The sequence below is a fragment of the Citrobacter sp. W9 genome (assembly GCF_026719375.1).
Lineage (GTDB): Bacteria > Pseudomonadota > Gammaproteobacteria > Enterobacterales > Enterobacteriaceae > Citrobacter > Citrobacter werkmanii.
This window is the reverse complement of record NZ_JAPPTE010000030.1, coordinates 1-17,390: the sequence shown is the minus strand read 5'-3', so window position 1 is coordinate 17,390 and position 17,390 is coordinate 1. Positions and strand designations below refer to the sequence as shown.

Annotated in this window: 27 protein-coding genes; 21 read left to right on the top strand and 6 right to left on the bottom strand. The window is 50.3% G+C overall.

Annotated features, from left to right (window positions below; translation table 11 throughout):
• Positions 1-8 precede the first annotated feature (8 nt).
• The 15 genes from rplF (at position 9) to arfA (ending at position 7,722) form a co-directional block, all read left to right on the top strand.
• Positions 9-542, top strand: a complete 534-nt coding sequence (gene rplF / locus OOJ59_RS25555; protein ID WP_006687355.1) for a 50S ribosomal protein L6 — start codon at positions 9-11, stop codon at positions 540-542.
• A gap of 9 nt (positions 543-551) precedes the next feature.
• Complete coding sequence (gene rplR / locus OOJ59_RS25550) at positions 552-905, top strand: 50S ribosomal protein L18 (RefSeq protein ID WP_000358956.1); 354 nt, start codon at positions 552-554, stop codon at positions 903-905.
• Between the two features lie 14 nt (positions 906-919).
• Positions 920-1,423: a 30S ribosomal protein S5 gene (gene rpsE / locus OOJ59_RS25545; RefSeq protein ID WP_003031131.1), complete on the top strand. Its 504-nt coding sequence runs from the start codon at positions 920-922 to the stop codon at positions 1,421-1,423.
• 3 nt (positions 1,424-1,426) lie between these two features.
• Entirely contained in the window at positions 1,427-1,606 is a 180-nt protein-coding gene (rpmD, locus tag OOJ59_RS25540; protein WP_001140434.1) for a 50S ribosomal protein L30, read from the top strand.
• A 3-nt stretch (positions 1,607-1,609) separates the two neighbouring features.
• Positions 1,610-2,044, top strand: coding sequence for a 50S ribosomal protein L15 (rplO, locus tag OOJ59_RS25535; protein WP_001238917.1), 435 nt, complete (start codon positions 1,610-1,612; stop codon positions 2,042-2,044).
• A 7-nt stretch (positions 2,045-2,051) separates the two neighbouring features.
• On the top strand, positions 2,052-3,383 hold the full coding sequence (secY, locus tag OOJ59_RS25530) for a preprotein translocase subunit SecY (RefSeq protein WP_001118864.1): 1,332 nt from the start codon (positions 2,052-2,054) through the stop codon (positions 3,381-3,383).
• Between the two features lie 30 nt (positions 3,384-3,413).
• Positions 3,414-3,530 (top strand): 50S ribosomal protein L36, encoded by a 117-nt coding sequence (gene rpmJ / locus OOJ59_RS25525; protein ID WP_000868187.1) that lies wholly within the window; start codon positions 3,414-3,416, stop codon positions 3,528-3,530.
• 146 nt (positions 3,531-3,676) lie between these two features.
• Positions 3,677-4,033 (top strand): 30S ribosomal protein S13, encoded by a 357-nt coding sequence (gene rpsM, locus OOJ59_RS25520; RefSeq protein WP_003031135.1) that lies wholly within the window; start codon positions 3,677-3,679, stop codon positions 4,031-4,033.
• 16 nt (positions 4,034-4,049) lie between these two features.
• A complete protein-coding gene (gene rpsK, locus OOJ59_RS25515) occupies positions 4,050-4,439 on the top strand; it encodes a 30S ribosomal protein S11 (RefSeq protein ID WP_003031137.1) in 390 nt (129 codons plus the stop codon).
• A gap of 33 nt (positions 4,440-4,472) precedes the next feature.
• Positions 4,473-5,093, top strand: coding sequence for a 30S ribosomal protein S4 (rpsD, locus tag OOJ59_RS25510; protein WP_003031138.1), 621 nt, complete (start codon positions 4,473-4,475; stop codon positions 5,091-5,093).
• 25 nt (positions 5,094-5,118) lie between these two features.
• The gene (locus OOJ59_RS25505) at positions 5,119-6,108 is read left to right on the top strand and encodes a DNA-directed RNA polymerase subunit alpha (RefSeq protein WP_003031139.1); all 990 of its coding nucleotides are present in this window, start codon (positions 5,119-5,121) and stop codon (positions 6,106-6,108) included.
• A 40-nt stretch (positions 6,109-6,148) separates the two neighbouring features.
• Entirely contained in the window at positions 6,149-6,532 is a 384-nt protein-coding gene (gene rplQ, locus OOJ59_RS25500; protein WP_001216370.1) for a 50S ribosomal protein L17, read from the top strand.
• Positions 6,533-6,639: 107 nt separating this feature from the next.
• On the top strand, positions 6,640-7,008 hold the full coding sequence (locus OOJ59_RS25495) for a DUF1992 domain-containing protein (protein WP_038634662.1): 369 nt from the start codon (positions 6,640-6,642) through the stop codon (positions 7,006-7,008).
• Positions 7,009-7,018: 10 nt separating this feature from the next.
• Positions 7,019-7,444, top strand: a complete 426-nt coding sequence (zntR, locus tag OOJ59_RS25490; RefSeq protein ID WP_038634659.1) for a Zn(2+)-responsive transcriptional regulator — start codon at positions 7,019-7,021, stop codon at positions 7,442-7,444.
• A gap of 59 nt (positions 7,445-7,503) precedes the next feature.
• Positions 7,504-7,722: an alternative ribosome-rescue factor ArfA gene (gene arfA / locus OOJ59_RS25485; RefSeq protein ID WP_038634656.1), complete on the top strand. Its 219-nt coding sequence runs from the start codon at positions 7,504-7,506 to the stop codon at positions 7,720-7,722.
• Here the strand turns inward: arfA and mscL are convergent.
• The 5 genes from mscL to def all read right to left on the bottom strand — a co-directional run bounded on the left by mscL (position 7,719) and on the right by def (position 12,484).
• Entirely contained in the window at positions 7,719-8,132 is a 414-nt protein-coding gene (mscL, locus tag OOJ59_RS25480; RefSeq protein WP_003031152.1) for a large-conductance mechanosensitive channel protein MscL, read from the bottom strand. The genes arfA and mscL overlap by 4 nt on opposite strands.
• A gap of 141 nt (positions 8,133-8,273) precedes the next feature.
• Positions 8,274-9,650: a Trk system potassium transporter TrkA gene (trkA, locus tag OOJ59_RS25475; protein WP_006687350.1), complete on the bottom strand. Its 1,377-nt coding sequence runs from the start codon at positions 9,648-9,650 to the stop codon at positions 8,274-8,276.
• 21 nt (positions 9,651-9,671) lie between these two features.
• Positions 9,672-10,961: a 16S rRNA (cytosine(967)-C(5))-methyltransferase RsmB gene (rsmB, locus tag OOJ59_RS25470; RefSeq protein WP_160955917.1), complete on the bottom strand. Its 1,290-nt coding sequence runs from the start codon at positions 10,959-10,961 to the stop codon at positions 9,672-9,674.
• A 51-nt stretch (positions 10,962-11,012) separates the two neighbouring features.
• Positions 11,013-11,960, bottom strand: coding sequence for a methionyl-tRNA formyltransferase (fmt, locus tag OOJ59_RS25465; protein WP_121529618.1), 948 nt, complete (start codon positions 11,958-11,960; stop codon positions 11,013-11,015).
• Positions 11,961-11,974: 14 nt separating this feature from the next.
• Positions 11,975-12,484, bottom strand: a complete 510-nt coding sequence (gene def, locus OOJ59_RS25460; protein ID WP_038634641.1) for a peptide deformylase — start codon at positions 12,482-12,484, stop codon at positions 11,975-11,977.
• A 129-nt stretch (positions 12,485-12,613) separates the two neighbouring features.
• Between def and dprA the strand changes: the two genes are divergently transcribed.
• Genes dprA through OOJ59_RS25430 form a run of 6 tightly spaced genes read left to right on the top strand, consistent with a single transcriptional unit; the run spans position 12,614 to position 16,406 of the window.
• Positions 12,614-13,738 (top strand): DNA-protecting protein DprA, encoded by a 1,125-nt coding sequence (dprA, locus tag OOJ59_RS25455; protein WP_160955918.1) that lies wholly within the window; start codon positions 12,614-12,616, stop codon positions 13,736-13,738.
• Positions 13,710-14,183 carry a DUF494 family protein Smg gene (gene smg, locus OOJ59_RS25450; RefSeq protein WP_038634635.1) on the top strand — a complete coding sequence of 158 codons (474 nt, stop codon included), beginning with the start codon at positions 13,710-13,712 and terminating at the stop codon, positions 14,181-14,183. Before dprA ends, smg begins: the two co-directional genes overlap by 29 nt.
• Positions 14,184-14,209: 26 nt before the next feature.
• Positions 14,210-14,752 carry a DNA topoisomerase family protein gene (locus tag OOJ59_RS25445; protein ID WP_069325294.1) on the top strand — a complete coding sequence of 181 codons (543 nt, stop codon included), beginning with the start codon at positions 14,210-14,212 and terminating at the stop codon, positions 14,750-14,752.
• 4 nt (positions 14,753-14,756) lie between these two features.
• On the top strand, positions 14,757-15,329 hold the full coding sequence (gene tsaC, locus OOJ59_RS25440; protein WP_137351504.1) for an L-threonylcarbamoyladenylate synthase type 1 TsaC: 573 nt from the start codon (positions 14,757-14,759) through the stop codon (positions 15,327-15,329).
• A 1-nt stretch (position 15,330) separates the two neighbouring features.
• Positions 15,331-16,152 carry a shikimate dehydrogenase gene (gene aroE / locus OOJ59_RS25435; protein WP_160955919.1) on the top strand — a complete coding sequence of 274 codons (822 nt, stop codon included), beginning with the start codon at positions 15,331-15,333 and terminating at the stop codon, positions 16,150-16,152.
• Complete coding sequence (locus tag OOJ59_RS25430; protein ID WP_121529615.1) at positions 16,149-16,406, top strand: DUF1488 domain-containing protein; 258 nt, start codon at positions 16,149-16,151, stop codon at positions 16,404-16,406. The genes aroE and OOJ59_RS25430 overlap by 4 nt, the downstream gene beginning before the upstream one ends.
• Here the strand turns inward: OOJ59_RS25430 and OOJ59_RS25425 are convergent.
• A complete protein-coding gene (locus OOJ59_RS25425) occupies positions 16,382-16,936 on the bottom strand; it encodes a gamma carbonic anhydrase family protein (RefSeq protein ID WP_160955920.1) in 555 nt (184 codons plus the stop codon). The two genes, OOJ59_RS25430 and OOJ59_RS25425, sit on opposite strands and share 25 nt — an antisense overlap.
• Positions 16,937-17,390 lie beyond the last annotated feature (454 nt).

The window sequence follows — 17,390 nt, the reverse complement described above, 5'->3', positions numbered from 1 at the left end:
AGGAAAAAATGTCTCGTGTTGCTAAAGCACCGGTCGTTATTCCTGCCGGCGTTGATGTAAAAATCAACGGTCAGGTTATTACGATCAAAGGTAAAAACGGCGAGCTGACTCGTACTCTCAACGATGCTGTTGCAGTAAATCATGCAGATAATGCACTGACCTTCGGTCCGCGTGATGGTTACGCAGATGGATGGGCTCAGGCTGGTACCGCGCGTGCCCTGCTGAATGCAATGGTTGTCGGTGTTACCGAAGGCTTCACTAAGAAGCTGCAGCTGGTTGGTGTAGGTTATCGTGCAGCGGTCAAAGGGAATGTAGTAAACCTGGCTTTAGGTTTCTCTCATCCAGTTGATCATCAGCTGCCGGCAGGTATCACTGCAGAATGTCCGACTCAGACTGAAATCGTGCTGAAAGGCGCTGATAAACAGCTGATCGGTCAGGTTGCGGCGGATCTGCGCGCCTACCGTCGTCCTGAGCCTTACAAAGGCAAGGGTGTTCGTTACGCCGACGAAGTCGTGCGTACCAAAGAGGCTAAGAAGAAGTAAGGTAACACTATGGATAAGAAATCTGCTCGTATCCGTCGTGCGACCCGCGCACGCCGCAAGCTCAAAGAGCTGGGCGCAACTCGCCTGGTGGTACATCGTACCCCGCGTCATATTTACGCACAGGTAATTGCACCGAACGGTTCTGAAGTTCTGGTAGCTGCTTCTACTGTAGAAAAAGCTATCGCTGAACAACTGAAGTACACCGGTAACAAAGACGCTGCAGCAGCTGTGGGTAAAGCTGTCGCCGAACGCGCTCTGGAAAAAGGCATCAAAGATGTGTCCTTTGACCGTTCCGGGTTCCAATATCATGGTCGTGTCCAGGCACTGGCAGATGCTGCCCGTGAAGCTGGCCTTCAGTTCTAAGGTAGAGGTGTAAGATGGCTCACATCGAAAAACAAGCTGGCGAACTGCAGGAAAAGCTGATCGCGGTAAACCGCGTATCTAAAACCGTTAAAGGTGGTCGTATTTTCTCCTTCACAGCTCTGACTGTAGTTGGCGATGGTAACGGTCGCGTTGGTTTTGGTTACGGTAAAGCGCGTGAAGTTCCAGCAGCGATCCAGAAAGCGATGGAAAAAGCCCGTCGCAATATGATTAACGTCGCGCTGAACCACGGCACCCTGCAGCACCCGGTTAAGGGTACTCACACGGGTTCTCGTGTATTCATGCAGCCGGCTTCCGAAGGTACCGGTATCATCGCCGGTGGTGCAATGCGCGCCGTTCTGGAAGTCGCTGGAGTTCGTAACGTTCTGGCTAAAGCGTATGGTTCCACTAACCCGATTAACGTGGTTCGTGCAACTATCGACGGTCTGGAAAATATGAAATCTCCGGAAATGGTCGCTGCCAAGCGTGGTAAATCCGTTGAAGAAATTCTGGGGAAATAAACCATGGCAAAGACTATTAAAATTACTCAAACCCGCAGTGCAATCGGTCGTCTGCCGAAACACAAGGCAACGCTGCTTGGCCTGGGTCTGCGTCGTATTGGTCACACCGTAGAACGCGAGGATACTCCTGCAGTTCGTGGTATGGTCAACGCGGTTTCCTTCATGGTTAAAGTTGAGGAGTAAGAGATGCGTTTAAATACTCTGTCTCCGGCCGAAGGCTCCAAAAAGGCGGGTAAACGCCTGGGTCGTGGTATCGGTTCTGGCCTCGGTAAAACCGGTGGTCGTGGTCACAAAGGTCAGAAGTCTCGTTCTGGCGGTGGCGTACGTCGCGGTTTCGAGGGTGGTCAGATGCCTCTGTACCGTCGTCTGCCGAAATTCGGCTTCACTTCACGTAAAGCAGCGATTACAGCCGAAGTTCGTCTGTCTGACCTGGCTAAAGTTGAAGGCGGTGTTGTAGACCTGAACACGCTGAAAGCAGCTAACATTATCGGTATCCAGATCGAGTTCGCGAAAGTGATCCTGGCTGGTGAAGTCACTACTCCGGTAACTGTTCGTGGCCTGCGTGTTACTAAAGGCGCTCGTGCTGCTATCGAAGCTGCTGGCGGTAAAATCGAGGAATAAGTAGCAGATGGCTAAACAACCGGGATTAGATTTTCAAAGTGCCAAAGGTGGCTTAGGCGAGCTGAAACGCAGACTGCTGTTTGTAATCGGTGCGCTTATTGTGTTCCGTATTGGCTCTTTCATTCCGATCCCTGGTATTGATGCCGCTGTACTTGCCAAACTGCTTGAGCAACAGCGAGGCACCATCATTGAAATGTTTAACATGTTCTCTGGTGGTGCTCTCAGCCGTGCTTCTATCTTTGCTCTGGGGATCATGCCGTATATCTCGGCGTCGATCATTATCCAGCTGCTGACGGTGGTTCATCCAACGCTGGCAGAAATTAAGAAAGAAGGGGAGTCTGGTCGTCGTAAGATCAGCCAGTACACCCGCTACGGTACTCTGGTGCTGGCGATATTCCAGTCGATCGGTATTGCTACCGGTCTGCCGAATATGCCTGGTATGCAGGGCCTGGTAATGAATCCAGGCTTTGCATTCTATTTCACCGCTGTTGTAAGTCTGGTTACAGGGACTATGTTCCTGATGTGGTTGGGCGAACAGATTACTGAACGTGGTATCGGCAACGGTATCTCAATCATTATCTTCGCCGGTATTGTTGCGGGACTCCCGCCAGCCATTGCCCATACTATCGAGCAAGCGCGTCAAGGCGACCTGCACTTCCTCGTGTTGCTGTTGGTTGCAGTATTAGTATTTGCAGTGACGTTCTTTGTTGTATTTGTTGAGCGTGGTCAACGCCGTATTGTGGTAAACTACGCGAAACGTCAGCAAGGTCGTCGTGTCTATGCTGCACAGAGCACACATTTACCGCTGAAAGTGAATATGGCGGGGGTAATCCCGGCAATCTTCGCTTCCAGTATTATTCTGTTCCCGGCGACCATCGCGTCATGGTTCGGGGGCGGGACTGGTTGGAACTGGCTGACAACAATTTCGCTGTATTTGCAGCCTGGGCAACCGCTTTATGTGTTACTCTATGCGTCTGCAATCATATTCTTCTGTTTCTTCTACACGGCGTTGGTTTTCAACCCGCGTGAAACAGCAGATAACCTGAAGAAGTCCGGTGCATTTGTACCAGGAATTCGTCCGGGAGAGCAAACGGCGAAGTATATCGATAAAGTAATGACCCGCCTGACTTTGGTTGGTGCGCTCTACATTACCTTTATCTGCCTGATCCCGGAGTTCATGCGTGATGCAATGAAAGTACCGTTCTACTTTGGTGGGACCTCACTGCTTATCGTTGTTGTCGTGATTATGGACTTTATGGCTCAAGTGCAAACTCTGATGATGTCAAGTCAGTACGAGTCTGCATTGAAGAAGGCGAATCTGAAAGGCTACGGCCGTTAACAGTCGCCCGAGAAGTTACGGAGAGTAAAAATGAAAGTTCGTGCTTCCGTCAAGAAATTATGCCGTAACTGCAAAATCGTTAAGCGTGATGGTGTCATCCGTGTGATTTGCAGTGCCGAGCCGAAGCATAAACAGCGCCAAGGCTGATTTATTCGCATATTTTTCTTGCAAAGTTGGGTTGAGCTGGCTAGATTAGCCAGCCAATCTTTTGTATGTCTGTGCGTTTCCATTTGAGTATCCTGAAAACGGGCTTTTCAGCATGGTGCGTACATATTAAATAGTAGGAGTGCATAGTGGCCCGTATAGCAGGCATTAACATTCCTGATCAGAAACATGCTGTGATCGCATTAACTTCGATCTACGGCGTCGGCAAGACCCGTTCTAAAGCCATTCTGGCTGCAGCGGGTATCGCTGAAGATGTTAAGATCAGTGAGCTGTCTGAAGAACAAATCGACACGCTGCGTGACGAAGTTGCCAAATTTGTCGTTGAAGGTGATCTGCGCCGTGAAGTTAGCATGAGCATCAAGCGCCTTATGGACCTTGGTTGCTATCGCGGTTTGCGTCATCGTCGTGGTCTCCCGGTTCGCGGTCAGCGTACCAAGACCAACGCACGTACCCGTAAGGGTCCGCGCAAACCGATCAAGAAATAATCGGGGTGATTGAATAATGGCAAAGGCACCAATTCGTGCACGTAAACGTGTAAGAAAACAAGTCTCTGACGGCGTGGCTCATATCCATGCTTCTTTTAACAACACCATCGTTACCATTACTGATCGTCAGGGTAACGCACTGGGTTGGGCAACAGCCGGTGGTTCCGGTTTCCGTGGTTCTCGCAAATCCACTCCGTTTGCAGCTCAGGTTGCAGCAGAGCGTTGCGCTGAAGCCGTAAAAGAATACGGTATCAAGAATCTGGAAGTTATGGTCAAAGGACCGGGTCCAGGTCGCGAATCTACTGTTCGTGCTCTGAACGCCGCTGGTTTCCGCATCACTAATATTACTGATGTGACTCCGATCCCTCATAACGGTTGTCGTCCGCCGAAAAAACGTCGCGTATAACGCTGTCGTTTCTAGGATTGTTGGAGAAAGAAAATGGCAAGATATTTGGGTCCTAAGCTCAAGCTGAGCCGTCGTGAGGGCACTGACTTATTCCTTAAGTCTGGCGTTCGCGCGATCGATACCAAGTGTAAAATTGAACAAGCTCCTGGCCAGCACGGTGCGCGTAAACCGCGTCTGTCTGACTATGGTGTGCAGTTGCGTGAAAAGCAAAAAGTTCGCCGTATCTATGGTGTGCTGGAGCGTCAGTTCCGTAACTACTACAAAGAAGCAGCACGTCTGAAAGGCAACACCGGTGAAAACCTGTTGGGTCTGCTGGAAGGTCGTCTGGACAACGTTGTATACCGTATGGGCTTCGGTGCCACTCGTGCAGAAGCACGTCAGCTGGTCAGCCATAAAGCAATTATGGTAAACGGTCGTGTTGTTAACATCGCTTCTTATCAGGTTAGTCCGAATGACGTTGTTAGCATTCGTGAGAAAGCGAAGAAGCAGTCTCGCGTGAAAGCCGCTCTGGAGCTGGCTGAGCAGCGTGAAAAGCCAACCTGGCTGGAAGTTGATGCTGGCAAGATGGAAGGTACGTTCAAGCGTAAGCCGGAGCGTTCTGATCTGTCTGCGGACATTAACGAACACCTGATCGTCGAGCTTTACTCCAAGTAAAGCTTAGTACCAAAGAGAGGACACAATGCAGGGTTCTGTGACAGAGTTTCTAAAACCGCGCCTGGTAGATATCGAGCAAGTGAGTTCGACGCACGCCAAGGTGACCCTTGAGCCTTTAGAGCGTGGCTTTGGCCATACTTTGGGTAACGCACTGCGCCGTATTCTGCTCTCATCGATGCCGGGTTGCGCGGTGACCGAGGTTGAGATTGATGGTGTACTACATGAGTACAGCACCAAAGAAGGCGTTCAGGAAGATATCCTGGAAATCCTGCTCAACCTGAAAGGGCTGGCGGTGAGAGTTCAGGGTAAAGATGACGTTATTCTTACCTTGAATAAATCTGGCATTGGCCCTGTGACTGCAGCCGACATTACCCATGATGGTGATGTCGAAATCGTCAAGCCACAGCACGTGATCTGCCACCTGACCGATGAGAACGCATCTATTAGTATGCGCATCAAAGTTCAGCGCGGTCGTGGTTATGTGCCGGCTTCTACCCGAATTCATTCGGAAGAAGATGAGCGCCCAATCGGCCGTCTGCTGGTCGACGCATGCTACAGCCCTGTAGAGCGTATTGCCTACAATGTTGAAGCAGCGCGTGTAGAACAGCGTACCGACCTGGACAAGCTGGTCATCGAAATGGAAACCAACGGCACAATCGATCCTGAAGAGGCGATTCGTCGTGCGGCAACCATTCTGGCTGAACAACTGGAAGCTTTTGTTGACTTACGTGATGTACGTCAGCCGGAAGTTAAAGAAGAGAAACCAGAATTCGATCCGATCCTGCTGCGCCCTGTTGACGATCTGGAATTGACTGTCCGCTCTGCTAACTGCCTCAAAGCAGAAGCTATCCACTATATCGGTGATCTGGTACAGCGTACTGAGGTTGAGCTTCTTAAGACGCCTAACCTTGGTAAAAAATCTCTTACTGAGATTAAAGACGTGCTGGCTTCCCGTGGACTGTCTCTGGGCATGCGCCTGGAAAACTGGCCACCGGCAAGCATCGCTGACGAGTAACCGGATCACAGGTTAAGGTTTTACTGAGAAGGATAAGGTCATGCGCCATCGTAAGAGTGGTCGTCAACTGAACCGCAACAGCAGCCATCGCCAGGCTATGTTCCGCAATATGGCAGGTTCACTGGTTCGTCATGAAATCATCAAGACGACTCTGCCGAAAGCGAAAGAGCTGCGTCGCGTAGTTGAGCCGCTGATTACTCTTGCCAAGACTGATAGCGTAGCTAATCGTCGTCTGGCATTCGCCCGTACTCGTGATAACGAGATCGTGGCAAAACTGTTTAACGAACTGGGCCCGCGTTTCGCGAGCCGCGCCGGTGGTTACACTCGCATTCTGAAGTGTGGTTTCCGTGCAGGCGACAACGCGCCGATGGCATACATCGAGCTGGTTGATCGTTCAGAGAAAACAGAAGCTGCTGCAGAGTAATCTGTAGTAACGTAAAAAAACCCGCCTCGGCGGGTTTTTTTATATCCGCCATATCCCCACTTATCTACAATATCTGTACTCTTTTTGTTCATCCCCTGGAGCGTCATATGTGGTTACTGGACCAGTGGGCGGAGCGCCATATTATTGCTGCACAGTCTAAAGGCGAGTTTGATGATTTACCTGGTACAGGCGAACCGCTTACTCTTGACGATGATTCCCATATTCCGCCTGAACTTCGGGCCGGATACCGTTTATTAAAAAATGCAGGCTGTCTTCCACCTGAGCTTGAGCAACGCAGAGAGGCAATTCAGCTGCTTGAAATACTCGCGGGGATCCGCAAAGATGATCCCAGTTATCAGGAAGTCAGTCGACGGTTGTCGCTACTGGAGCTAAAACTTCGACAGGCTGGGCTTAGCACCGAGTTTTTACACGGTGAATACGCAGATAAGCTGCTACAGAAGATCAACGACAAATAGCGGAGAGAGCATGTACCGAATTGGTGAATTAGCGAAGCTGGCTGACGTGACGCCGGATACTATCCGTTACTATGAAAAGCAGCAGATGATGGAACATGAAGTACGTACCGAAGGCGGGTTTCGCCTCTACACGGAAAGTGATCTTCAGCGTCTTAAGTTTATTCGTTATGCCCGTCAGCTTGGTTTTACACTGGAGTCGATTCGCGAACTGCTTTCGATCCGCATAGATCCAGAGCACCATACCTGCCAGGAATCAAAAGGGATAGTTCAAGAAAGATTACAAGAGGTCGAAGCGCGCATAGCGGAGCTTCAGGCGATGCAACGATCGTTACAGCGATTAAATGATGCGTGCTGTGGTAAAGCACACAGCAGTGTATACTGTTCTATTCTTGAAGCACTTGAACAAGGCGCCAGCGGAACACTATCAGACCGTTGATTTTTTGCACGGTCAGGTCTACACTCCCGGCGTAAATTACCCCACAAACTGGAGAGAGTATGAGCCGTTATCAGCATACCAAAGGACAGATAAAGGACAACGCCATTGAGGCGCTTCTGCATGATCCACTGTTCAGGCAGCGCGTTGAGAAAAATAAGAAAGGGAAAGGAAGTTATCTACGTAAAGGTAAACATGGCAATCGGGGAAACTGGGAGGCCAGTGGCAAGAAAGTGAAGCACTTTTTTACCACTGGCCTTTTTGTTTCAGTGAACGCTTAAGAGCGATTATTCTGTTCTTTCAGCAGGTCACGAATTTCACTTAGTAATACTTCTTCTTTAGATGGTGCTGGGGGTGCCGCTGGCTCTTCAGCTTTTTTACGATTCAATTTATTGATCAGTTTGATTGCCATAAAGATAGCAAACGCAACAATAATGAAATCGAAGACATTCTGAATGAATACGCCGTAATGCATGACCACCGCCGGGATGTCTCCCTGCGCATCACGTAACGTTAATGCAAACTGTTTAAAATCAATCCCACCAATTAGCAACCCCAGTGGCGGCATGATGATATCGGCAACCAGTGATGAAACGATCTTACCGAATGCCGCACCAATAATGACACCCACTGCCAAATCGACAACATTCCCGCGCATCGCGAATTCGCGAAACTCTTTAATAATGCTCATTTTATTCTCCCTATGCAGCTGACGTTTATAAGTTTAACAAATGTTTAGGCAATTTCCATTTATGTATTGCGGAAAGGAAAAATTATTAGGCCCTGATAAATAAAGGGAAATAAAAAAGGCGCTATATTAGCGCCCAAATTATTACAGGAAGAAGGGGCTTGGCTGGAATAAGCGCTCGACGTCGGTAATAAACTTTTTATCTGTCAGGAACATAATAACGTGATCGCCTTGTTCAATACGCAGGTTGTCATTAGCAATCATCACATCATTACCCCGTACAACAGCGCCAATAATGGTGCCGGGCGGAAGTTTAATTTCATCAATCGAGCGACCTACTACCCGTGATGTTGTCTCATCACCGTGTGCGACGGCTTCAATGGCTTCCGCTACGCCGCGGCGTAGTGATGAAACACCAACAATATCAGCTTTACGAACATGGCTCAGGAGTGCGGAGATGGTCGCCTGCTGCGGTGAAATCGCAATATCGATCACGCTGCCCTGCACCAGATCGACGTACGCTCTGCGCTGGATCAGCACCATCACTTTCTTGGCGCCCATTCGTTTAGCCAGCATCGCCGACATGATGTTAGCTTCATCGTCATTGGTCACCGCGATGAACAGATCAACCTGATCGATGTGTTCTTCCGCCAGAAGCTCTTGATCCGAAGCATCGCCAAAAAAGACGATCGTATTTTGCAGTTTCTCTGCAAGCTCCGATGCGCGCTGCTGATTACGCTCGATCAGTTTGACGCTGTAATCTTTTTCCAGACGCCGCGCGAGCCCTGCACCGATATTACCGCCACCGACTAACATAATGCGTTTGTACGGCTTTTCCAGACGCTGTAGCTCGCTCATGACGGCGCGAATGTGCTGTGATGCCGCGATAAAGAAGACTTCATCACCCGCTTCAACGATGGTAGAACCCTGCGGGCGAATTGGCCTGTCATGACGGAATATCGCCGCAACGCGGGTATCGATATGCGGCATGTGATCGCGCATGGTCGACAACGCATTACCGATTAGCGGTCCGCCGTAATAAGCTTTCACGACCGCCAGACTGACTTTGCCCTCGGCAAAATTCACGACCTGCAATGCGCCCGGATATTCAATCAGGCGATAAATGCTATCGATAACCAGTTGCTCAGGCGCAATCAGATGATCGATAGGGACGGCATCGGATTGAAATAGCTTGTCTGCATCGCGAACGTAATCCGGTGAACGAATACGGGCGATACGGTTAGGCGTATTAAACAGGGAATAAGCTACCTGGCAGGCAACCATATTTGTTTCATCTGAGCTGGTTACGGCAACCAGCATATCGGCATCGTCGGCACCAGCTTCACGCAATACACGGGGATGTGAACCATGTCCTTGCACGACGCGGAGATCAAACTTGTCCTGCAAGCTGCGCAGGCGCTCACCATTGGTATCGACTACCGTGATATCGTTGTTCTCTCCGACCAGGTTTTCAGCCAGCGTACCGCCAACTTGCCCTGCGCCAAGAATGATAATTTTCATCAGTCGCGACCCGTTATCTCATCACTTTTTGATTAGCTTAGCGTAAAAGAAGCCATCGCCATCTTCTGCACCCGGTAAATTCTGACGTCCCGGCTGCTCTGGCGTACCGGTTTCGCTTAACACCGCATCCGGTGTGCGTGCAAGGAACGCGGCGATCTGCTGTTGGTTTTCTTCTGGCAGAATAGAACAGGTTGCATAGACCAGCGTGCCGCCCGGCTTAAGGTGTGTCCAGGTCGCGTTGAGGATCTCGGCCTGCAACTGAGCGAGTTCGGCAATATCACGATCGCGACGCAGCCATTTGATATCCGGATGGCGACGGATCACACCAGTGGCAGAACATGGAGCGTCCAGCAAAATACGGTCAAACTGTTGCTCACCGCACCACTGCTGCGGATAGCGACCATCACCCTGCTTCACGGTTGCTTTCATACCCAGGCGTTTCAGGTTGTCGTACACGCGAGACAGGCGTTTATCGTCGACATCGACTGCCATCACGTTCGCATCTGGCGCGACCTCCAGAATATGGGTGGTCTTGCCGCCGGGAGCGCAACATAAATCAAGGATCTGCTCTCCGTTTTGTGGCTGCAGATAGCTGACGCAACCCTGGGCAGAGGCATCCTGAACGGTGACCCAACCTTGCTCAAAACCTGGCAGGGCGAGCACGGGGGCTGGTGTTTCCAGACGGATCGCATCCGGGTAATCCGGATGAGGGAAACCGGTCAATCCTGCTTCGGCGAGTAGTTCCAGCCAGGCGTCGCGCGTATGGTGGTTGCGATTAACACGGAGCCACATTGGCGGGCGTTGGTTATTAGCCTCAAGGATGGCTTCCCATTGCTGTGGATAAGCGGCTTTAATACGTTTTACCAGCCAGGAGGGGTGTAAGAAACGTAGATCGCTTTGTGCGAACTCGGTCAGTAGTTCTTCCTGACGGCGCTGGAACTGGCGTAATACACCATTGATCAGCCCTTTCAACTGCGGACGCTTAATCACCACCGCGCCTTCTACGGTTTCGGCCAGCGCAGCATGGGGTGGGATACGGGTATGCAGCAGTTGGTAGAAGCCCACCATGATCAGGTAGTGAACGGTACGCTGTTTGCCCGTCATCGGACGTTCCATCAGTTGCTGGATCATCCACTCCAGTTGCGAGAGTGTGCGCAATACGCCGAAGCAAAGCTCTTGCAACAGCGCTTTATCTTTATCGGCAACTTTTTGCTGCATGGCGGGCAGCACATTGCTTAATGATTGCCCCTTTTCGACAACCTGCTCGACGGCCTGGGCCGCCATACTGCGTAAATTAAGATGTTTTTTCATAAGTGCAAAAATAAAAATGCCCGGTCACACCGGGCTTAAAGAGATGAACCGTCAGGCCAGACGGTTTCCGGGTACAAACCACTCCCGGCGCGAATTAAGCAGATCCTGCGCACTCATGGCTTTTTTGCCGGCAGGCTGCAAAGAGACGAGATTCAGGATGCCGTCGCTTGTTGCAACCTGGATACCCTGACGGTTCGCTTCCAGAATTGTGCCTGGTTCAGCGTTAGCGGGCGTATCGATCACCGTCGCCTGCCAAATTTTTACTGGTTGCTCGTCGATGACGATATAGCTCATTGGCCACGGGTTAAAGGCGCGTATGCAGCGCTCCAACTGAGCGGCCGAAAGTGACCAGTCGATACGGGCCTCTTCTTTACTGAGTTTCTCTGCATGCGTAACCAGTGATTCATCTTGTACCACGGGTTTTATCGTGCCAGCAGCCAACTGTTTTAGCGTTTCAATCAGCCCCTGAGGCCCCAGGTCCGCCAGCTTGTCGTATAAAGAACCGCTGGTATCTTCTGCCGTAATCGGGCAGGAGAGCTTAAGCAACATATCACCGGTGTCGAGACCAACATCCATTTGCATGATGGTAACGCCCGTTTCGCTATCGCCAGCCCACAGTGAACGTTGAATCGGTGCTGCGCCACGCCAGCGTGGAAGCAGGGAACCGTGAACGTTGATACAACCCAGGCGCGGCATTTCCAGCACGGCTTTTGGCAGAATCAGTCCATATGCCACTACCACCATCACGTCTGCGTGTAAATCAGCAACCAACTGTTGGTTTTCCTGAGGGCGAAGAGAGACGGGCTGGAAAACCGGTATCCCTTTTTCTTCTGCCAACACTTTTACCGGGCTGGGCATCAGCTTTTTACCGCGTCCCGCAGGGCGGTCCGGTTGGGTAAACACGCCAACGACGTTATGTCCAGAAGACAACAGCGCGTCAAGGTGACGCGCTGCAAAGTCAGGTGTACCCGCAAAAATAATACGTAGTGAGTCTGACACGTTGATTCTTGTCCTTAAGCTCGGGCGTTCAGGCGGTCGAGTTTTTCAACTTTCTGACGAATACGTTGTTGCTTCAACGGAGACAGATAATCGATAAACAGTTTACCGACCAGGTGATCCATTTCATGTTGAATGCAGATAGCGAGCAGGCCATCGGCTTCCAGTTCAAAAGATTTACCGTCGCGATTGAGCGCACGAATTTTTACTTTCTCAGCGCGTGGGACTAATGCACGCTGTTCGGGGATAGACAGGCAACCTTCTTCAATACCGGTTTCGCCATCTTTCTCCAGCAGCTCTGGGTTGATTAAAACCAACTGCTCGTCGCGATTTTCAGAGACATCAATAACAATGATGCGCTGATGGATGTCGACCTGTGTTGCCGCCAGACCGATCCCCTCTTCTGCGTACATCGTTTCGAACATATCATCAACGATACGCTGAATTTCTGCATTCACTTCTTCAACCGGTTTTGCGACTTTGCGAAGGCGCTCGTCCGGAATATGTAACACTTGCAAAACTGACATAGTTATCCAGAGTTGTGTTCAGGAGTTGAAAAGATTATTACCTCTATTCTAGACAAAACCCCCTCTGATTGACAGCATCAGTGACCAATCGCAAAGATTGCCAGGACTGCTTGTGGCAGGGGAGCAGGGATGACCCAAATTGAAATTTGGCTACGTTTAGCGCAAGTGAATGAACTGTATGGTGATGAGATGGTGCGCCTTGCCCACTGGCTCAATGCCCAACCCTGTATTAACAACACGATACTCCAGCACGCAGGATTATCTTCCCGCCAGGCCAAGCGCTTTCTAACCTTTTCAGAACAGTTACTGGAAAAAACGCTGCGTTGGTTGGAGCAGCCTAATCACCATTTAGTGGTTGCCGACAGCGAGCATTATCCGTCCCAGCTGCGCGCGATTGAAGATTATCCTGGGGTACTTTTCGTTGCCGGTACTCCCGCATGCCTGCATTCATTTCAGGTGGCCGTCGTCGGTAGTCGCCAGCATTCATGGTATGGCGAACGTTGGGGGCGATTATTTTGCGAAAAGCTTGCCGCGTTTGGGGTGACGATAACCAGTGGGCTGGCCCGAGGGATTGATGGCGTGGCGCATCATGCGGCGATAAACCGACAAGGCACGAGTATTGCGGTGCTGGGAAATGGGCTTGAGACCATTCATCCACGACAGCATGTCCGTCTCGCCGAACGTCTGATCGATTCCGGAGGCGCATTGGTGTCTGAGTTCCCATTAGATACGCTCCCGCTGCCGCGCAATTTTCCCCGACGAAATCGCATTATCAGTGGTCTAAGTAAAGGTGTCCTGGTCGTTGAGGCCGCGCAACGTAGTGGTTCATTGGTCACGGCACGCTGTGCGCTGGAGCAGGGGAGGGAGGTTTTTGCTTTGCCTGGGCCGATTGGGAGTCCGGGAAGTGAAGGCCCACATTGGCTTATTCAGCAGGGAGCCACGCTTGTGACCGCACCAGAGGAAATTCTGGAAAATTTGCAATATGGGCTGCAATGGTTGCCAGATGAACCTGAAAAATCAATTTATTCGCCAGATCACGAAGAGGTGGCATTGCCATTTCCTGAGCTCCTGGCTAACGTAGGAGATGAGGTAACACCTGTTGACGTCGTCGCTGAACGTGCCGGCCAACCTGTGCCAGAGGTAGTGGCTCAACTACTCGAACTGGAGTTAGCAGGATGGATCGCAGCTGTACCCGGCGGCTATGTCCGATTGAGGAGGGCATGCCATGTTCGACGTACTAATGTATTTGTTTGAGACATATATCCATAACGAAGCTGAGCTGCGAGTGGATCAGGACAAACTGGAACGGGATCTTACCGACGCTGGTTTTGATCGTGAAGACATCTACAACGCGTTACTGTGGCTGGAAAAGCTTGCTGATTATCAGGATGGCCTTGCCGAACCTATGCAGCTAGCATCTGATCCTCTTTCTCTGCGTATTTATACGGCAGAAGAATGTGAACGGCTGGATGCGAGTTGTCGCGGATTCTTGCTATTCCTGGAGCAGATTCAGGTGCTAAACCTCGAAACGCGAGAAATGGTAATTGAGCGCGTACTCGCGCTGGATACGGCAGAGTTTGATCTGGAAGACCTGAAGTGGGTGATCCTGATGGTGCTATTCAACATTCCAGGTTGTGAAAATGCCTATCAGCAAATGGAAGAATTACTCTTTGAAGTGAATGAAGGTATGCTGCATTAATCAATCTTCATTCAGTATGAGTTGTTATGGCTAAATCAGCACTGTTTACGGTGCGTAAAAACGAGCCCTGCCCACAATGCGGGGCTGAACTGGTTATTCGCTCCGGGAAACACGGCCCGTTTCTCGGTTGTTCACACTATCCAGAATGCGATTATATCCGTCCGCTGAAATCATCTGCAGACGGGCATATTGTCAAAGTTCTGGAGGGTAAGTTTTGCCCTGCATGTGGCGCTGAGTTGGTATTGCGACAGGGGCGATTCGGTATGTTTATCGGATGCAGTGACTATCCTGCATGCGAGCACACCGAGCTTATCGACAAGCCTGATGAAACAGCAATAGTCTGTCCTCAATGCCAGACCGGTCACCTGGTCCAGCGGCGTTCCCGTTATGGCAAAACTTTTTACTCCTGCGATCGCTATCCGGAGTGCCAGTTTGTTATTAACTTCAAACCGTTAGCTGGAGAATGTCCAGAGTGCCATTATCCGCTACTCATCGAAAAGAAAACCGCGCAGGGTGTGAAGCATTTCTGTGCCAGTAAACAATGTGGAAAGCCGATTTCGGCGGAATAAAAAAGTGAATAATAACCTGCCCACAGGCCCTATCGCTGCTGCAATAGAGGTACTGAACCAAGAGAAAGTCATCGCCTATCCAACAGAAGCTGTATTTGGTGTCGGCTGCGATCCCGACAGCGAAACGGCAGTAAGTCGTTTGTTGGAATTAAAACAACGTCCGGTCGAGAAAGGCTTAATTTTGATTGCGGCCAACTTTGAGCAACTTAAGCCCTATATTGACGATAGCTCGCTTACTGATACTCAACGTGAGGCTATCTTCGCTCGCTGGCCTGGTCCCGTCACCTTTGTTTTCCCGGCGCTTGCGACTACACCTCGTTGGTTGACCGGTCGTTTTGATTCGCTGGCCGTGCGTGTCACCGATCATCCGCTGGTGGTTGCACTGTGCCAGGCTTATGGCAAACCTATAGTTTCCACCAGTGCTAATTTGAGTGGCTTACCGCCTTGCCGAACGGTAGAGGAAGTCCGCGCGCAGTTCGGTACAGACTTTCCCGTTGTTGAAGGAGAGACCGGAGGGCGATTGAATCCTTCGGAGATCCGTGATGCACTGACGGGTGAACAGTTTCGACAGGGGTAATATGAAAGAAGCCTATGCTGTTTTTGGTAATCCGATAGCGCACAGTAAATCGCCTTTTATTCATCAGCAATTTGCAGAGCAGCTGAAGATTGATTACTCCTATGGACGTGTACTGACGCCGATCAATGACTTTGTGAATTCGCTGAACGCCTTTTTTGCTGAGGGTGGTAAGGGGGCAAATGTCACCGTTCCTTTTAAAGAAGAGGCGTTTGCGCGTGCCGATGAATTAACAGAGCGGGCATCACTAGCTGGAGCAGTTAACACCCTTAAACGGCTGGAGGATGGACGTTTGCTGGGAGATAACACGGATGGTATCGGTTTATTAAGCGATCTTGAGCGTTTATCTTTCATTCGTCCCGGATCGCGAATTCTGCTGATTGGTGCGGGCGGTGCATCCCGTGGGGTATTGCTACCTCTTCTTTCTATGGATTGTGCGGTAACCATTGTTAATCGTACGGCCTACCGCGCTGAAGAACTGGCACAGCTCTTCTCTCATACCGGTAGCGTGCAGGCGGTGGGAATGGACGAACTTGATAATCACAGCTTTGATCTGATTATTAACGCGACGTCCAGCGGTATTAGCGGTGAGGTCCCGTCTATTCCGGCATCTCTTATCCATCCCTCCGTCTACTGTTACGACATGTTTTATCAGAAAGGGAATACGCCGTTCCTTTCGTGGTGTGAAAAGCATGGGGCGAAACAGTACGCCGATGGTCTGGGGATGCTGGTGGGGCAAGCTGCACATGCTGTTTTACTCTGGCATGGTGTTTTACCCCAGATTGAGCCGGTCATTAAAAGCATGCAACAGGAATTGTCGGCATGAATCAGGCGATCCAGTTTCCCGATCGAGAAGAATGGCGGACGGATGTAAATGCCATTGTTTTCCCTGCAATGGTTCATGGTATGCAGTTAACATGTGCCATATCGGGAAAGATGTTGGCGTCCCGCTTTGGCGGCGACACGCCTGAACAGTGGCTGGAAAACTTTCGATTACATCGCTGGGACCTGGAAGAAGAGGCCGAAGCATTGATCCAGGACCAGCAGGAAGACGCTCAGGGTTGGGTGTGGTTACTCTGACTTAAATACTCATCTTTCCACTTAACATAGTTGTTAGCTGAGTATTGCAAGCCTGCTTTCTCTTCATCGTTTAATGGACGAATCTGCTTAACCGGGCTTCCCAGGTACAGATATCCACTCTCCAGGCGTTTGTTTTGCGAAACCAGGCTTCCCGCCCCAATCATAACGTCGTCTTCAACAACGACACCGTCCAACAGAATCGATCCCATGCCGACTAATACGCGGTTACCAATGGTACAACCGTGCAGCATGACTTTATGACCAACTGTGACATCTTCACCTACGATCAGCGGATTACCCTGCGGATTGGATGTAGATTTATGTGTGACATGTAGAACGCTGCCGTCCTGAATGTTTGTACGCGCACCGATTTGCACGTAGTTCACGTCGCCACGGATCGCGACCAGTGGCCAAATTCCGACATCATCAGCCAAACGAGCATCGCCAATGACGACACTACTGGTGTCGATCATCACGCGTTTTCCGATCTGTGGGAAAAGATCCTTATAAGGGCGCAGTACATCAGACATGTTTACCTCAGCGAAAATAGAGCGGTAATGAAGACTTTGGTTGGATTATTGAGACTGTGCAAGTGATTTATCTATCAAAAATCAGCCAAATTGCGCAGGAATATAGCGAAAGGGGTGAAAAACAAGCATTCAGCAAAAAAGATCCAAAAAACACTTGTGCTAAAAAATGGGATCCCTATAATGCGCCTCCATCGACACGGCGGATGTGAATCACTTCACGCAAACAGCCCGGTCGGTTGAAGAGAAAAACCTGAAAATGAGGGTTGACTCTGAAAGAGGAAAGCGTAATATACGCCACCTCGCGACAGAGCGCTAAGGCGCGTCGCAACTGCTCTTTAACAATTTATCAGACAATCTGTGTGGGCACTCGAGGATACGGATTCTTAACGTCGCAAGACGAAAAATGAATACCAAGTCTCTGAGTGAACACGTAATTCATTACGAAGTTTAATTC

Coding starts and splice junctions, on each gene's coding strand:
- rplF (WP_006687355.1), top strand. CDS start 9: ATGTCTCGTGTTGCTAAAGCACCGGTCGTTATTCCTGCCGGCGTTGAT.
- rplR (WP_000358956.1), top strand. CDS start 552: ATGGATAAGAAATCTGCTCGTATCCGTCGTGCGACCCGCGCACGCCGC.
- rpsE (WP_003031131.1), top strand. CDS start 920: ATGGCTCACATCGAAAAACAAGCTGGCGAACTGCAGGAAAAGCTGATC.
- rpmD (WP_001140434.1), top strand. CDS start 1,427: ATGGCAAAGACTATTAAAATTACTCAAACCCGCAGTGCAATCGGTCGT.
- rplO (WP_001238917.1), top strand. CDS start 1,610: ATGCGTTTAAATACTCTGTCTCCGGCCGAAGGCTCCAAAAAGGCGGGT.
- secY (WP_001118864.1), top strand. CDS start 2,052: ATGGCTAAACAACCGGGATTAGATTTTCAAAGTGCCAAAGGTGGCTTA.
- rpmJ (WP_000868187.1), top strand. CDS start 3,414: ATGAAAGTTCGTGCTTCCGTCAAGAAATTATGCCGTAACTGCAAAATC.
- rpsK (WP_003031137.1), top strand. CDS start 4,050: ATGGCAAAGGCACCAATTCGTGCACGTAAACGTGTAAGAAAACAAGTC.
- rpsD (WP_003031138.1), top strand. CDS start 4,473: ATGGCAAGATATTTGGGTCCTAAGCTCAAGCTGAGCCGTCGTGAGGGC.
- OOJ59_RS25505 (WP_003031139.1), top strand. CDS start 5,119: ATGCAGGGTTCTGTGACAGAGTTTCTAAAACCGCGCCTGGTAGATATC.
- rplQ (WP_001216370.1), top strand. CDS start 6,149: ATGCGCCATCGTAAGAGTGGTCGTCAACTGAACCGCAACAGCAGCCAT.
- OOJ59_RS25495 (WP_038634662.1), top strand. CDS start 6,640: ATGTGGTTACTGGACCAGTGGGCGGAGCGCCATATTATTGCTGCACAG.
- zntR (WP_038634659.1), top strand. CDS start 7,019: ATGTACCGAATTGGTGAATTAGCGAAGCTGGCTGACGTGACGCCGGAT.
- arfA (WP_038634656.1), top strand. CDS start 7,504: ATGAGCCGTTATCAGCATACCAAAGGACAGATAAAGGACAACGCCATT.
- mscL (WP_003031152.1), bottom strand. CDS start 8,132: ATGAGCATTATTAAAGAGTTTCGCGAATTCGCGATGCGCGGGAATGTT.
- trkA (WP_006687350.1), bottom strand. CDS start 9,650: ATGAAAATTATCATTCTTGGCGCAGGGCAAGTTGGCGGTACGCTGGCT.
- rsmB (WP_160955917.1), bottom strand. CDS start 10,961: ATGAAAAAACATCTTAATTTACGCAGTATGGCGGCCCAGGCCGTCGAG.
- def (WP_038634641.1), bottom strand. CDS start 12,484: ATGTCAGTTTTGCAAGTGTTACATATTCCGGACGAGCGCCTTCGCAAA.
- dprA (WP_160955918.1), top strand. CDS start 12,614: ATGACCCAAATTGAAATTTGGCTACGTTTAGCGCAAGTGAATGAACTG.
- smg (WP_038634635.1), top strand. CDS start 13,710: ATGTTCGACGTACTAATGTATTTGTTTGAGACATATATCCATAACGAA.
- OOJ59_RS25445 (WP_069325294.1), top strand. CDS start 14,210: ATGGCTAAATCAGCACTGTTTACGGTGCGTAAAAACGAGCCCTGCCCA.
- aroE (WP_160955919.1), top strand. CDS start 15,331: ATGAAAGAAGCCTATGCTGTTTTTGGTAATCCGATAGCGCACAGTAAA.
- OOJ59_RS25430 (WP_121529615.1), top strand. CDS start 16,149: ATGAATCAGGCGATCCAGTTTCCCGATCGAGAAGAATGGCGGACGGAT.
- OOJ59_RS25425 (WP_160955920.1), bottom strand. CDS start 16,936: ATGTCTGATGTACTGCGCCCTTATAAGGATCTTTTCCCACAGATCGGA.